The sequence below is a fragment of the Cupriavidus sp. 10L45 genome (assembly GCF_056395225.1).
In genome coordinates this window covers 147,889-161,467 of the sequence record NZ_JBFTJC010000005.1, presented here as the reverse complement: position 1 = coordinate 161,467, position 13,579 = coordinate 147,889, and the positions used below count along the sequence as shown (strand labels likewise).

Genomic DNA, 13,579 nt, shown 5'->3' with positions numbered 1-13,579 from the left:
TCTACCCCAACGACTACGATCTGAAGCCGGCCCGTGCCGGCTTCAATGAATGCTGAAAGGACAATCATGAACGCCGGTGATCTCGGAATCCGCAACCTGGCCACGGCGCAGCAACTGCTGCTGGCGCCGTATGGGCTCGACGAGGCCAAGCTCCAGCGCGTGCTGGCCGACATCTTCACGCACAAGGTCGACTATGCCGACCTGTACTTCCAGTACACGCGCAATGAGGCGTGGAGCCTGGAGGAAGGCATCGTCAAGTCGGGCAGCTTCAGCATCGACCAGGGCGTAGGCGTGCGCGCCGTATCCGGCGACAAGACCGCGTTCGCCTATTCGGACGACATCAGCCTGCCGGCGCTGTCGCAGGCTGCGGCGGCCACGCGCACCATCGGCAAGAGCGGCAGCGGCCGCGTGAAGGTGGCCGGCGCGCTGGCCTCCCAGACCGGGCGCAACCTCTATACGCCGAACGATCCGCTCGATTCGATGACCGCCACCGAGAAGGTGGCGCTGCTGGAGCGCATCGAGAAGATGGCGCGCGCCAAGGACCCGCGCGTGGTGCAGGTCATGGCCGGGCTGGCCGGCGAATATGACGTGGTGCTGGTGGCACGCAGCGACGGCGTGATCGCCGCCGACGTGCGTCCGCTGGTGCGCGTGTCGGTCACGGTGATCGCCGAGCAGAACGGGCGGCGCGAGGTGGGTTCCTCGGGCGGCGGTGGCCGCTACGCCTACGGCTACTTCACCGACGAACTGCTGGCCAAGTATGTGGATGAAGCCGTGGCGTCGGCGCTGGTGAACCTGGAGGCGCGCCCCGCCCCGGCCGGCGCGATGACCGTGGTACTCGGCCCGGGCTGGCCCGGCGTGCTGCTGCACGAGGCCGTCGGCCACGGGCTGGAGGGCGACTTCAACCGCAAGGGCTCGTCGGCCTTCGCTGGGCGCATGGGCGAGCGCGTGGCGGCCAAGGGCGTGACCGTCGTCGATGACGGCACGCTGGCCAACCGGCGCGGTTCGCTGAACCTCGACGACGAGGGCAACCCGACGCAATGCACGACGCTGATCGAGGACGGCATCCTGCGCGGCTACATCCAGGACACGCTCAATGCGCGCCTGATGAAGATGCCGGTCACCGGCAACGCCCGCCGCGAGAGCTACGCCGCCCTGCCGATGCCGCGCATGACCAACACCTACATGCTCAACGGCGACAAGGACCCGGCGGAGATCATCGCCAGCGTGAAGCGCGGCCTGTACGCGGTGAACTTCGGCGGCGGCCAGGTGGACATCACCAACGGCAAGTTCGTGTTCTCGGCCAGCGAGGCCTACCTGATCGAGGATGGCAAGATCACCACGCCGGTCAAGGGCGCCACGCTGGTCGGCAACGGCCCCGAATCGCTCAAGGACGTGACCATGATCGGCAACGACATGCGCCTGGACTCGGGCGTGGGCGTGTGCGGCAAGGAAGGCCAGAGCGTGCCGGTGGGCGTGGGCCAGCCGACGCTGCGGATCGAGAACATGACCGTGGGCGGCACCGCCTGAAGTCTGTGACGGACCCGGGATCGATGGCGGCGGCCTGCCGTTTTTTGGCGAAATCTGTTGCGATTCCACGCGATTGACGCTTGCCATCGATCTTGAAAAGCGATATAAAGATGCTTCGTTGTCGGGCGTGTGGCGATTGCGAGCCATGATTTGACCGATGGCCGCGCAATTAAATGCCTTTTCATCGCGCACCACAGCATAAATTCGACGCATCACCCAGATTCCGACACAAGCTGACCCGAAACACCGCCATGTCCGCCAAGTTTTACTTTTACTTTTTTAGCGATCTCGCACCGCTGGCGGATGGAGAGGGACAGTTGTAAGTAGCCCGAAATTCAGAAAAAGCCGCCAGCGAACCTGGCGGCTTTTTTTATCCCCGCCACGTCCGCGTCGCAACCCACCACCAGACTAACGACCTCACAAAGACCCGGAGCCATCATGTTGAAGAACACCGACGACCTGCGTATTCGCGAACTCAAGGAACTGTTGCCGCCCGCGCACCTGATCCGCGAGTTCGCCTGCTCGGAGGCAGCGTCCGACGTGATCTACGGTGCCCGCCAGGCCATGCATCGCATCCTGCACGGCATGGACGACCGCCTGATCGTCATCATCGGACCCTGCTCGATCCACGACACCCGTGCCGCGCTGGAATACGCCAAGATGCTCAAGGTGCAGCGCGACCGCTTCGCCAACGAGCTGGAAGTGGTGATGCGGGTCTATTTCGAGAAGCCGCGCACCACGGTGGGCTGGAAGGGGCTGATCAACGACCCGCACATGGACGGCAGCTTCAAGATCAACGACGGCCTGCGTACCGCGCGCGAAGTGCTGCTGAACATCAGCGAGCTGGGCGTGCCGACGGGCACCGAGTACCTCGACATGATCAGCCCGCAGTACATTGCCGATCTGGTCAGCTGGGGCGCGATCGGCGCCCGGACCACGGAATCGCAGGTGCACCGCGAGCTGGCGTCGGGGCTGTCGTGCCCGGTGGGCTTCAAGAACGGCACCGATGGCAACGTCAAGATCGCCGTCGATGCGATCAAGGCCGCTTCGCAGCCGCACCATTTCCTGTCGGTGACCAAGGGCGGCCACTCGGCCATCGTGTCGACGTCCGGCAACGAGGACTGCCACATCATCCTGCGCGGCGGCAAGACGCCGAACTATGACGCCGCCAGCGTGCAGGAAGCGTGCGACGCCATCTCGAAGGCGGGTCTTGCCGCGCGGCTGATGGTCGATGCCTCGCACGCCAACAGCAGCAAGAAGCACGAGAACCAGATCCCGGTCTGCGAGGACATCGGCCGCCAGATCGGCGGGGGCGACCAGCGCATCGTCGGCGTGATGGTGGAGTCGCACCTCGTGGGCGGCCGCCAGGACCACGTGCAGGGCACCCCGGTGGAGAACCTGACCTACGGCCAGTCCGTGACCGATGCCTGCATCGGCTGGGACGACTCCGTGACCGTGCTCGAAACCCTGGCCAATGCGGTGAAGCAGCGCCGCCTGGTGACCGGCAGCGGCAACTGAAGCCTCTGCGGGCGCTCCAGCTTCAGCGCCGGCGCAACAAAAAAGCCGCTTCCTCGGAAGCGGCTTTTTTTACATCCCCGCGTGGGGACTTACTTCTTCAGTACCAGGTCGCCGGGCAGCGACTCGATATACGCGGCGATGTCCTTCAACTCCTTGCGCGTGAACGGGCGCGGCTTGCCGGCCTTGTCGGTCACGGCCGGGTTGGCGTTGACCTGGCCAGCCATGATCGCGTTGGTACGACCCACCTGCGGGTTGCCGCTGATCTGGTAGGACACCAGCGCGTGGTAGAGGTAGTCCGCATGCTGGCCAGCCAGCTTGGGATAGTCGGGCGTAATCGGGGCGTTCAGGCCCGCACCGTGGCAGGCCACACAGGCGCCCTTCTCCACCAGCGCCTTGCCGGCGGCGATGTCGGCGGCGGCGGCCGGGAGGGTGGCAGCGCCCAGCACGAGCGCGCCCACCGCAAATCGGAGCTTGTTCAGCGTCATCAGCGTCTTCATGTCTCTGAGCCTCTTACTTCAGCGTGTTGTTCTTGGTATCGGCCTTCTGCTGCGAGTAGTAGGCCGCCACGTCTGCAATGTCCTTGTCCGAGAGGCTCGCGGCAATCGCCCGCATCGTCGGATGCTTGCGATCGCCCTTCTGATAGCTCTTGAGCGCGTTTTCAATGTACTTGGCGGTCTGGCCGCCCAGCATCGGTACTTCGTATGTCTCCGGGAACGATGCACGGTAGCCCGGAATGCCGTGGCAACCAATGCACATTGCAACCTTGTCCTTGGCAGTGTCCACATTGCCCTTTGCGTCCTGGGCCTGCGCAGCCGTTGCGGCCGCGCCCAACACCACCATCGTGAGGAGCTTTTTCATTGTCTTTAGATGATTGGGAAGTGTTAAACCGTGCGTGACCTGCCCTGCTGGCCGGAGACGGTTTAGGAACGGGGGTGGGGATGCAATCGCGGAAAAGCGTTGTGGATGTGCCGCGGGTGCTCTGACACCATTCTGCAACCATCTCGCGCTTGTTGCCGGCACCGGGGGATCTGCATGACAACGGGCAGACTGCCGGGCATGTGGGAACTTGACTTTGGGGGCGCGTCAAACCGGCGCATTGTACCGCAGGCGGCACGTGGCAGTCCAGACGACCAGCCCCGGGTGTCCCCCACTAAACGCGAATCGGTTTCTGCTTTTATACTGGCCCATTCCGCCTAAAACAGGTTGCCTCATGTCCACGCCCGCCAACGCCAATCCGTCCCCGTCCACACGCTTCGAGGGTAGCGCCCAGTACGTTGCCACCGATGACCTGAAGCTGGCCGTCAACGCCGCCCGCACGCTGCAGCGGCCGTTGCTGATCAAGGGCGAGCCGGGCACCGGCAAAACCATGCTGGCCGAGGAAGTGGCCGCCGCGCTGGGCATGCCGTTGTTGCAATGGCACATCAAGTCGACCACCAAGGCCCAGCAGGGCCTGTACGAGTACGACGCGGTGTCGCGCCTGCGCGACTCCCAGCTCGGCGATGACAAGGTCCACGACATCCGCAACTACATCGTCAAGGGCGTGCTCTGGCAGGCTTTCGAGGCCGACGAGCCCGTGGTGCTGCTGATCGACGAGATCGACAAGGCCGACATCGAATTCCCGAACGACCTGCTGCGCGAACTGGACCGCATGGAGTTCTACGTCTACGAGACGCGCGAGCTGATCCGGGCCAGGCACCGGCCGATGGTCATCATCACCTCGAACAACGAGAAGGAGCTGCCGGACGCCTTCCTGCGCCGCTGCTTCTTCCACTACATCAAGTTCCCCGACGCGGACACCATGCAGCAGATCGTGGACGTCCACTACCCGGGCATCAAGCGCGAGATGGTGGCCGCCGCGCTGGACGCGTTCTACGAGATGCGCAACCTGCCGGGGCTGAAGAAGAAGCCGAGCACGTCCGAATTGATCGACTGGCTCAAGCTGCTGATGGCCGAGGACATTCCCGCCGAGGCGCTGCGCAGCCCCGACCGCAAGGCCGCGATTCCGCCGCTGCACGGCGCGCTGCTCAAGAACGAGCAGGACGTGCACCTGTTCGAGCGCCTGGTGTTCATGAACCGCGCGAACCGCTGATCGGCATGGCTTTCGTCCAACCCGTCACGCTGACCGGGCGCCACGCCACGCTCGAGCCGCTCTCGCCCGACCACGCTGCCGGCCTGCGCGAAGCCGCCGCCGATGGCGAACTGCATCAGCTCTGGTACACCAGCGTGCCGACGCCCGAAGGCATGGAGGCCGAGATCCGGCGCCGCCTGGACCTCCAGGCGCGCGACCTGATGCAGCCGTTCGCCGTGCGCGACGCCGCCGGCCGGCTGGCCGGCATGACCACCTATATGAATGTCGACGGTGCCAACCGCCGCGTGGAAATCGGCTCGACCTGGTACGCGCGCCGCGTGCAACGCACCGGGCTCAACACTGAATGCAAGCTGATGCTGCTGCGCCACGCGTTCGAGACGCTCGACTGCATCGCCGTGGAATTCCGCACGCACTGGATGAACCACCAGAGCCGCGCCGCCATCGCCCGGCTGGGCGCCAAGCAGGATGGCGTGCTGCGCAGTCACTCGCGCATGCCGGACGGCTCGCTGCGCGACACGGTGGTGTTCTCCATCATCGCCAGCGAATGGCCCACCGTGCGCGCGCATCTGCAGTTCCAGCTCGAGCGGCCGCGCTGATCGCAGCCAGAAATTAAGGGAAATGCGATGCTGATCGACTTCTTCTTCTCGCTGCGGCACGCCAAGCTGCCGGTCTCGGTCAAGGAATACCTGACCATGCTGGAGGCCCTGCGCGCGCAGGTCATCTCGCCGTCGATCGACGAGTTCTACTACCTGTCGCGCATGACGCTGGTCAAGGACGAGAAGCACTTCGACAAATTCGACCAGACCTTCGCCGCCTATTTCAAGGGCGTGGAGAGTCTGGTGGACTGGAAGAGCGACATTCCGCTCGACTGGCTCCAGAAGACGCTCGAGCGCGAACTGTCCGCCGAGGAAAAAGCCAAGATCGAGGCCATGGGCGGGCTGGACAAGCTCATGGAACGCCTGAAGCAGCTGCTGGAAGAGCAGAAGGAAAAGCACGAGGGCGGCAACAAGTGGATTGGCACGGGCGGCACCTCGCCGTTCGGCCATGGCGGCTATAACCCGGAGGGCATCCGCATCGGCGGGCCGTCCAAGGGCAACCGTACCGCGATCAAGGTCTGGGAGTCGCGCGCCTACAAGGACTACGACGACCAGGTCGAACTGGGCACGCGCAACATCAAGGTGGCGCTGCGCCGCCTCCGCCGCTTCGCGCGCGAGGGGGCCGACACCGAACTGGACCTCGACGACACCATCCACTCCACGGCCGCCAACGCCGGGCTGCTGGACATCAAGCTGCGGCCGGAGCGCCACAACAAGGTCAAGGTGCTGATGTTGATGGACGTCGGCGGCTCGATGGACGACCACATCAAGCGCGTGGAGGAGCTGTTCTCGGCCACCAAGACCGAGTTCAAGCACCTCGAGTACTACTACTTCCACAACTGCCTGTACGACTACGTGTGGAAGAACAACCGGCGCCGCCACGCCGAGAAGATCGCCACCTGGGACCTGATCCACAAGTACACGCCCGACTACAAGGTGATCTTCGTCGGCGATGCCACGATGAGCCCCTATGAGATTCTTCAGCCGGGCGGCTCGGTCGAGTACAACAACCCCGAGGCCGGGGCGGTGTGGCTGAACCGGATGATCGAGCAGTTCCCGCGCTTTGTCTGGCTCAATCCGGAGCCGGAGGGGCTGTGGCAGTACCGCCAGTCCATCACGGTGATCAACCAGATCATGAAGAACCGGATGTATCCGGTGACGCTGGCCGGGCTGGAACAGGCGATGAAGGTGCTGTCGAAGTAGTTCAGGCCCTCGTTTCCCCTCACGCCACCACGTCCACCCCTTCCATCACCCACGCCCGGAACGTCTGCAGCGCCGGCAGGTGCGCCTTCTGTTCCGGGTAGCACAGGTAGTAGCCTTTCCGCGCCAGCACGCGCGCGGGATGGGCGACCACCAGCGTGCCGGTGGCCAACTCCTCCTCGATCAGGCAGCGCGGAATCAGCGCGATGCCCAGCCCCGACATCGCCGCCTGCGTGAGCAGCGAGAACTGGTCGAAGCGCGCGCCGCTCCAGGCCTGGCGAGTGGAGACGCCCAGCTCGGACAGCCAGTCTGGCCACGCCTCGGGCACCGTGGTGTGGTGCAGCAGCGGGTAGCCCAGCAGCACCGCCGGCGTGCGCGCCACCCCGTCGGGCTCCTGGGCCAGCAGGCCGGGCCGGCAGACTGGCAGCACCTCGCGCCCGGTCATATAGTCGGCCAGGCTCCCCGGCCAGACACCATCGCCAAAACGAATCGCCGCATCGAGATCGGGCTGGGAAAAATCGTAGCCCTGGGCATGGGGCACGAACTCCAGCGTGACTTCCGGATACCGGGCGAAGAACTGCGGCAGGCGCGGTATCAGCCACTTGGCGCCGAGCGTAGGCATGCTGGCGATGTGGAGGATGCCGCCGCGGCCCTGTCGCGCGATCAACTCCACACTGGCCGCCTCGATCTCGTTGAGGCTGGGGCGGATGCGCTCCAGATAGCGCTCGCCCGCGTCGGTCAGCATCAGGCGCTGGCGGACACGCTCGAACAATTCCACGCCCAGAAACGCCTCCAGGCTGCGCACCTGCTTGCTCACGGCCCCTTGTGTGACGTGTAGTTCACGTGCGGCGACGGTAAAGCTGTTGTGGCGCGCCGCCGCTTCGAAGGCCTGCAACTCCGTCATTGACGGACATAAGCGGCGCATGCTTCACCTCCCAAATCTAACTCCTTCAATACCAATTGGAATGATCCGGGGATTTTATTTCGTTTGCCAGTCCCTTGCACGCACGCGCAGAATCGGAAAAACCGTTCTTTTCGAATCTCTTCCCCCTCTTCCCCCTCTTTCCCTCCTCGGAATCGACCTGATGCAACGCCGTCCCCTGCTCCAAGCCATCGCCGCCGCCACTGCCTTCGCGGCCGCTGGCCTGACCCTGCCCGCCTTTGCCCAGGGCACGTATCCGACCAAGCCGATCACGCTGGTCGTGCCGTTCCCGGCCGGTGGCACCACCGACATCGTAGCCCGCATCGTGGCCGACAAGCTGGGCCAGCAACTGGGCCAGGCCGTAGTCGTGGATAACCGCGGCGGCGCCGGCGGCAGCATCGGCACGGGCTACCTCGCCAAGGCCGCGCCGGACGGCTACACGCTCGGCATCGCCACCGCCTCGACCCACGGCATCAACCCGGCCGTGTACCCGCGCCTGCAATACGACGCCACCAAGGACTTCACCCCCATCACGAACCTGGCTTCGGTGCCGAACGTGATGAGCATCCACCCGGGTGTGAAGGCCACCGACATGAAGTCGTTCATCGCGCTGGCCAAGGCCGAGCCGAACAAGATGGCCTATGGCTCGGCCGGCAACGGCAGCGTCTCGCACATGATGGGCGAACTGTTCAAGATGAGCAGCCACACCGAACTGCTGCACGTGCCGTACAAGGGCGTGGGCCCGGCGCTGAACGACGCGCTGGCCGGCCAGGTCCAGGTGCTGTTCGACAACCTGCCCTCCTCGCTGCCGTTCATCGAAGGCGGCAAGCTCCGCGCGCTGGCCGTAGCCGCGCCGAAGCGCGTGGCTGCCCTGCCGAACGTGCCGACCTTCGCCGAACTGGGTCTGGGCGAAGTGAACGACTCGGCATGGTTCGGCCTGATCGCCCCGGCCAAGCTGCCCGCCGACATCCAGGCCAAGCTGAACGCCGCCGCCGTGAAGGTGCTGGCGATGCCGGAAGTAAAGGCCAAGCTGGAAAAGCTCGGCGCCACCCCGGTGGGCGACACCCCGGCGCAGTTCGCCAAGCAGATTTCCACCGAAGTGGCCAAGAACAAGCGCGTGGCAGCCGCCGCCAAGATCTCCCTGGACTAATCCACGGAACAAACCCAGGCACAGCATGACTGAAGCAGACCGAAAGACCGCGGAAAGCCCGTACTTCCTGCACATGCCGGAAGGCGAGAGCAGCCCGCTCTTTCTCGATTCCCCGCACAGCTGCACCACGTATCCGGCGGACTTCCGCTACGCCGGCAACCTGCCCCTGCCGCTGCTGCGGCAGGCGGAAGACACCTTCGTGGATGCGCTCTATGCCGACGCCCCCGGGCGCGGCATCCCGCTGCTCTGCGCCGGCTTCCCGCGCAGCTACCTCGACGCCAACCGCGGCCTGGGCGAGATCGACGAAGTCCTGCTGGACGCGCCGTGGCCCGGCGCCAAGCAGGAAACTTCCAAGACCCGCCTCGGCAAGGGCCTGGTCTGGCGCGTGCTGGACACCGGCGAGCCGATCTACGACCGCAAGCTCGGCGTGGCCGAACTCCAGTCCCGCATCGACCGCTACTACGTGCCCTACTACGCCCAGTTGCAACGGCTGGCGGACGAAGGCGTGGCGCGCCACGGCAAGGTCTGGCACATCAACTGCCATTCCATGCCGAGCGAGGCCGCCCAGTACGCGACCGAGCACCCCGGCCTGCAACACCCGGATTTCGTGGTGGGCGACCGTGACGGCACCACCTGCGACACGCGTTTCACCGACCGTGTGGAAGGCGTGCTCAAGGAGATGGGCTACGACGTCTGGCGCAACCACCCCTACAAGGGCGTGGAGATCGTGCGGGTGCTGGGCCAGCCCCAGGCCAACCGCAACAGCCTGCAGCTTGAGATCAATCGCAAGCTGTACATGGATGAAGTCGGCCTCGCGCCCAACGCCGGCTTCGACAAGCTCAAGCGCGACCTCAACGCGCTGATGGACGACCTGCTGCGCTTCACGCGCACCGCCTGAGGTCTTCCCCAAGGTCATCCCTGACCGTTCCCGCCCGCGCTCGCGGGCGGGGATCATTCCATCGCGTGCACTGCATCGGGGTTCGCCTGACTTGCGCCGCGTGCGCCTTTTCTGATATTGGAACGACGCCGATCCCGCATGAACGCAGCGTGATCACGGCGGTTGCGCTGCCGTTACGCGCAATTCGAACGGAACGTAACAACATTTCGGAACTTTGGCGCGGGGCTTTCCTCTATCATGGCAATCCTTCGCCAACCCTCCTTGCTGAACAAGCAAAGACGATCCCGTGATCCGACGAATTTCCGAACTGTTTGGTGGCCGGCTGTGCATGCTGACCGCCGCAGTGGCAGGCGCGCTGGCCCTCGCCGGGTGCGCCACCGCACCGGGCGATGAGGCCACCGACACCGCCGCCGCCCCGGGCACCACGCCCGCCGCTACCGCTCCCGCTTCTGCCACACCGACTGTCAAGCCCCCGCCAGTCGTCAATACCAACCCACCGATCAAGACCGTGACGTTGCCCGACAAGGGCCGCGTGAGCCTGGCCGAGTATCGGACCCGGATGCGCGAACAGCTGATGAAGACCGAGAACGCGACGGCCAGCGTGGCCGATTGCGCCGCGCATGCCAGCTGGGTGGTGCCGCGCTCGGCCACCTACGACGCGCTCAAGATTCCCACCGGCGCGCTGAGCAATGGGCAGGCCACGGTGGAGCCGTGGAGCGGCCGGTTCTCGCAGGGCAAGCAGGCTGTGCCGGTGAATTCGGTGGTGACGTTCGCGGCCTCGGCCCACAAGCGTGTCGGCGAGGCGCAATGGCAACCCGTGCGGGTGCGTTGTGGGTATGACGAGGGGATGATGCTGGCCTACGAACTGCTCGACAGCAACGGCGACGTCATCGCCGAGCCAGCCGCCGCGCCGGCCGTGGCCACGCCGACGACGACGTCGAAGAAGAAGGGCAAGAGCAGCGCCAAGGCGTCGACATCGTCGTCGAAGTCGACAAAATCGACGACGAAGACGTCAACCAAGACGAAGAAGAAGCAGTAAGCGCTGGAGGTTCTCCCCTCGCCCGCTTGCGGGGAGGGGAGGAACACCTTGAGCCTTATTCCAGATACTCCAGCACCGCCTGGAGCATCGCCGTGCCCAGCAGGCCGCTTTTCGCACCATTCCATCCCACCGCGGGATCGGGCAGGTCGGCGTTGTCCTTGAACGGCATTTCCAGCGTCAGCGCCAGGCACCCGAAGGTGTGGCCGATGTATTTCGACGCCAGCTTCAGGGCGTCCGCGTTGTACTTGCTGGCCGCGTAGCCGTGCACGTCCTGGAAGTCCGGCGTGGCGCGCTTGAAGGCGTCGATAAAGCGCGTCTGCTGCTCGCGCTGCGCATCGGTGAAGCCCGGCAGCATCTCGCTCCCGGCCACGAAGTTATAGGGCAGCCCTTCGTCGCCGTGGATGTCGAAAAACAGGTCCACGCCCGTGGCCTCGATGGCGCGGCGCACGTGCCATACCTCGGGGCTGGTTTCCAGGCTCGGCTGCATCCACTCACGGTTCAGGTTCGCGCCCGCGGCATTGGTACGCAGGTTGCCGCGCGCAGAACCGTCCGGATTCATGTTCGGCACGATGTGGAACACCGCCCGGTCCAGCAGCTTGCGGGCCACCGGGTCGCCGGCCCACATGCCGGTGCCGGTCAGCCGCTGCAGCACGCCTTCGCAGAACCATTCGGCCATGCTCTCGCCCGGATGCTGGCGGGCGATCATCCACACTGTCTTCTTGCCTGGCCCCGGCTGGCCCACGGTCACGCAGGTCAGGTCGCGGCCATCGACGGTACTGCCCAGATGCGACAGCCGCGCCAGCGGCGAGCGCTGGCACGAGGCCAGCAGCGACAGGTGGCGCTCCTCGGGATACGGCTCGAAATAGGCCAACCACACGCTGTCGTGCTCGGGCGTGAATTCGACGGTCAGCGTGCCGCCCTCATAGCGCGTGGGCACGCGGAACCAGTGCGCGCGGTCGTAGGACGCCACCGCGCGGTAGTCGCGCCAGCCATCGGGATAGGTGCACTCGCCGGCGTTCACGAATTGGAGCCGGCACGCCTGCCCCGCCGCCCCTTGCAGCCGGAAATGGAACCACTGGCGGAAATCGGCGTGGGAGTCGGCGCGAATGCGCAGGCGGATATCGTCGGCACGGTCCAGCGCCTCGACTTCGATCGCGCCGGAATCGAACAGCGTGGAGATATGCAGGGCTGAGGTCATGGGAATCGGGTTCTCCAGTCAGCGATCAGTCTTTTATCAGTCTTCCAGGCGGCGGCGGAACACCCAGCGGGTGTCGTCCGACGCGGCCTTGTCGTAGGCGTAGCCGTCTTCGGCAAACCGCTTGAGCTTGCTGGCCTCGGTCACGCGGTGCGTCACCGCATAGCGCGCCATCGTGCCCCGGGCGCGCTTGGCGTGGAACGAGATGATCTTGTAGCGCCCGCCCTTCCAGTCCTCGAACACTGGCGTGATCACGCGCGCGGCAAGCACCTTGGGTCGCACAACCTTGAAATATTCCTCGGAGGCGAGGTTCACGAGCGTGGCCGCGCCCTCGTGCTTGAGGTCGGCCATGTCCTTGTTCAGGAGGGTCGTGACGTCGTCGCCCCAGAACGCATAGAGGTCCTTGCCGGCCACGTTGTCCAGGCGCGTGCCCATTTCCAGCCGGTACGGCTGCATCCAATCCATCGGGCGCAGCACGCCATACAGGCCGGACAAGATGCGAATGTGCTTCTGGGCGAACCCGAGGTCATCGGTGGACAGCGATTTCGCGTCCAGCCCATCGTAAACATCGCCATTGAAGGCCAGCACCGCCTGCTTGCTGTTGGCCGCCGTGAACTCGGGGCTCCAGTCCGCAAAGCGGGTGACGTTGAGCACGGCGAGCTTGTCGGAGATGTCCATCAGCGCGGCTACGTCCTGCGGCGCCAGCCGGCGCAGGCGCTCGATCAGCGTGGTGGAACGGTCGACAAAACGCGGCATCGTGTGGGTCTTGATGCGCGGGGGCGTCTCGTAATCCAACGACTTGGCAGGAGACAGAACGATGAGCATGGCAAAATCGCGGGCAGGAACAAAGACCAGATTGTAGCGAATGCCCACAGACACCACCGCCGGCGCCCCTTGCGTCGCTTTTGCCGCCCCGCCGCCCCGCGTGGTCCTCGACTCCAATATCTGGGTCGATTTGCTCGTATTCCAGGACCCCCACGTGGCGCCGATCCGCGCCGCGCTTGACGCCGGAACCATCGCCCCGGTGATCCGCGCCGACTGCCGGGAGGAGCTGCGCCGGGTACTGGCCTACCCGCAATTCGCGCGGTTTTCGGTCGATATCGATGCCGCGCTGGCCCAGGTGGACCGGCTCGCCACGCTCGAACCCGCCCCGGACCAGACCGACTTCGACGCCGTGCGGCTGCCCAAGTGCCGCGACACCGACGACCAGAAGTTCATCGAACTGGCGCATTTCTCGCACGCCGCGCTGCTGGTCTCCAAGGACAAGGCCGTGCTGAAGCTCAGGAGCCGCCTGCGCCGCATGAGCGGCGTGGAGATCCTGCCGCCGCCGGCTTTCGCCGCCTGGCTGGCCGCCGCGACCGAGGCATCCACTGCCGGCGCCGATCCCCGCTAAAATGACCCGCTTGTCCTGAACCCGCCGCCCTAACCTGCCTCCTTCCCGCGCC

14 protein-coding genes are annotated in these 13,579 nt (G+C 65.4%); 9 read left to right on the top strand and 5 right to left on the bottom strand.

Features of this window, described 5'->3' with window-relative positions; all coding sequences use genetic code 11:
- Positions 1–66: 66 nt before the first annotated feature.
- Both tldD and aroG read left to right on the top strand, forming a co-directional pair.
- Positions 67–1,527 carry a metalloprotease TldD gene (gene tldD / locus AC1DFU_RS10820; protein WP_092292517.1) on the top strand — a complete coding sequence of 487 codons (1,461 nt, stop codon included), beginning with the start codon at positions 67–69 and terminating at the stop codon, positions 1,525–1,527.
- 438 nt (positions 1,528–1,965) lie between these two features.
- Positions 1,966–3,045 (top strand): 3-deoxy-7-phosphoheptulonate synthase AroG, encoded by a 1,080-nt coding sequence (gene aroG / locus AC1DFU_RS10815; protein ID WP_177219872.1) that lies wholly within the window; start codon positions 1,966–1,968, stop codon positions 3,043–3,045.
- A gap of 89 nt (positions 3,046–3,134) precedes the next feature.
- On the opposite strand, the gene AC1DFU_RS10810 is transcribed toward aroG, so the two are convergent.
- Positions 3,135–3,533 carry a c-type cytochrome gene (locus AC1DFU_RS10810; protein WP_369823396.1) on the bottom strand — a complete coding sequence of 133 codons (399 nt, stop codon included), beginning with the start codon at positions 3,531–3,533 and terminating at the stop codon, positions 3,135–3,137.
- Positions 3,534–3,555: 22 nt separating this feature from the next.
- Positions 3,556–3,903 (bottom strand): c-type cytochrome, encoded by a 348-nt coding sequence (locus tag AC1DFU_RS10805; RefSeq protein WP_092292511.1) that lies wholly within the window; start codon positions 3,901–3,903, stop codon positions 3,556–3,558.
- Positions 3,904–4,255: 352 nt separating this feature from the next.
- Here AC1DFU_RS10805 and AC1DFU_RS10800 point away from each other — a divergent pair, with 352 nt between their 5' ends.
- From AC1DFU_RS10800 to AC1DFU_RS10790, 3 genes are read left to right on the top strand one after another with little or no spacing between them, the layout of a single operon-like run.
- A complete protein-coding gene (locus AC1DFU_RS10800; protein WP_092292509.1) occupies positions 4,256–5,134 on the top strand; it encodes an AAA family ATPase in 879 nt (292 codons plus the stop codon).
- 5 nt (positions 5,135–5,139) lie between these two features.
- The gene (locus AC1DFU_RS10795) at positions 5,140–5,730 is read left to right on the top strand and encodes a GNAT family N-acetyltransferase (RefSeq protein ID WP_092292507.1); all 591 of its coding nucleotides are present in this window, start codon (positions 5,140–5,142) and stop codon (positions 5,728–5,730) included.
- A 27-nt stretch (positions 5,731–5,757) separates the two neighbouring features.
- Positions 5,758–6,933: a vWA domain-containing protein gene (locus AC1DFU_RS10790; protein WP_441592025.1), complete on the top strand. Its 1,176-nt coding sequence runs from the start codon at positions 5,758–5,760 to the stop codon at positions 6,931–6,933.
- Between the two features lie 19 nt (positions 6,934–6,952).
- Here AC1DFU_RS10790 and AC1DFU_RS10785 read toward each other — a convergent pair whose 3' ends face one another.
- Positions 6,953–7,855: a LysR family transcriptional regulator gene (locus tag AC1DFU_RS10785; protein WP_092292503.1), complete on the bottom strand. Its 903-nt coding sequence runs from the start codon at positions 7,853–7,855 to the stop codon at positions 6,953–6,955.
- 160 nt (positions 7,856–8,015) lie between these two features.
- Between AC1DFU_RS10785 and AC1DFU_RS10780 the strand changes: the two genes are divergently transcribed.
- The 3 genes from AC1DFU_RS10780 (at position 8,016) to AC1DFU_RS10770 (ending at position 10,939) form a co-directional block, all read left to right on the top strand.
- Positions 8,016–9,002, top strand: a complete 987-nt coding sequence (locus tag AC1DFU_RS10780; protein WP_092292501.1) for a Bug family tripartite tricarboxylate transporter substrate binding protein — start codon at positions 8,016–8,018, stop codon at positions 9,000–9,002.
- A 25-nt stretch (positions 9,003–9,027) separates the two neighbouring features.
- The gene (locus AC1DFU_RS10775; protein WP_092292499.1) at positions 9,028–9,900 is read left to right on the top strand and encodes an N-formylglutamate amidohydrolase; all 873 of its coding nucleotides are present in this window, start codon (positions 9,028–9,030) and stop codon (positions 9,898–9,900) included.
- Positions 9,901–10,186: 286 nt separating this feature from the next.
- The gene (locus AC1DFU_RS10770; RefSeq protein WP_369823390.1) at positions 10,187–10,939 is read left to right on the top strand and encodes a BspC domain-containing protein; all 753 of its coding nucleotides are present in this window, start codon (positions 10,187–10,189) and stop codon (positions 10,937–10,939) included.
- A gap of 55 nt (positions 10,940–10,994) precedes the next feature.
- Here the strand turns inward: AC1DFU_RS10770 and AC1DFU_RS10765 are convergent, their stop codons facing one another.
- Together AC1DFU_RS10765 and yaaA are read right to left on the bottom strand one after the other, a co-directional pair.
- Positions 10,995–12,137 (bottom strand): M14 family metallopeptidase, encoded by a 1,143-nt coding sequence (locus AC1DFU_RS10765; protein WP_092292495.1) that lies wholly within the window; start codon positions 12,135–12,137, stop codon positions 10,995–10,997.
- Between the two features lie 36 nt (positions 12,138–12,173).
- Positions 12,174–12,959: a peroxide stress protein YaaA gene (gene yaaA / locus AC1DFU_RS10760; RefSeq protein ID WP_441592021.1), complete on the bottom strand. Its 786-nt coding sequence runs from the start codon at positions 12,957–12,959 to the stop codon at positions 12,174–12,176.
- Between the two features lie 40 nt (positions 12,960–12,999).
- Between yaaA and AC1DFU_RS10755 the strand changes: the two genes are divergently transcribed.
- Entirely contained in the window at positions 13,000–13,527 is a 528-nt protein-coding gene (locus AC1DFU_RS10755) for a putative toxin-antitoxin system toxin component, PIN family (RefSeq protein WP_441592019.1), read from the top strand.
- Positions 13,528–13,579: the final 52 nt, after the last annotated feature.

Bases quoted from the DNA above. Each gene is read 5' to 3' on its own strand.
- tldD (WP_092292517.1), top strand. From the start codon at position 67: ATGAACGCCGGTGATCTCGGAATCCGCAACCTGGCCACGGCGCAGCAA.
- aroG (WP_177219872.1), top strand. From the start codon at position 1,966: ATGTTGAAGAACACCGACGACCTGCGTATTCGCGAACTCAAGGAACTG.
- AC1DFU_RS10805 (WP_092292511.1), bottom strand. From the start codon at position 3,903: ATGAAAAAGCTCCTCACGATGGTGGTGTTGGGCGCGGCCGCAACGGCT.
- AC1DFU_RS10800 (WP_092292509.1), top strand. From the start codon at position 4,256: ATGTCCACGCCCGCCAACGCCAATCCGTCCCCGTCCACACGCTTCGAG.
- AC1DFU_RS10795 (WP_092292507.1), top strand. From the start codon at position 5,140: ATGGCTTTCGTCCAACCCGTCACGCTGACCGGGCGCCACGCCACGCTC.
- AC1DFU_RS10790 (WP_441592025.1), top strand. From the start codon at position 5,758: ATGCTGATCGACTTCTTCTTCTCGCTGCGGCACGCCAAGCTGCCGGTC.
- AC1DFU_RS10785 (WP_092292503.1), bottom strand. From the start codon at position 7,855: ATGCGCCGCTTATGTCCGTCAATGACGGAGTTGCAGGCCTTCGAAGCG.
- AC1DFU_RS10780 (WP_092292501.1), top strand. From the start codon at position 8,016: ATGCAACGCCGTCCCCTGCTCCAAGCCATCGCCGCCGCCACTGCCTTC.
- AC1DFU_RS10775 (WP_092292499.1), top strand. From the start codon at position 9,028: ATGACTGAAGCAGACCGAAAGACCGCGGAAAGCCCGTACTTCCTGCAC.
- AC1DFU_RS10765 (WP_092292495.1), bottom strand. From the start codon at position 12,137: ATGACCTCAGCCCTGCATATCTCCACGCTGTTCGATTCCGGCGCGATC.
- yaaA (WP_441592021.1), bottom strand. From the start codon at position 12,959: ATGCTCATCGTTCTGTCTCCTGCCAAGTCGTTGGATTACGAGACGCCC.
- AC1DFU_RS10755 (WP_441592019.1), top strand. From the start codon at position 13,000: ATGCCCACAGACACCACCGCCGGCGCCCCTTGCGTCGCTTTTGCCGCC.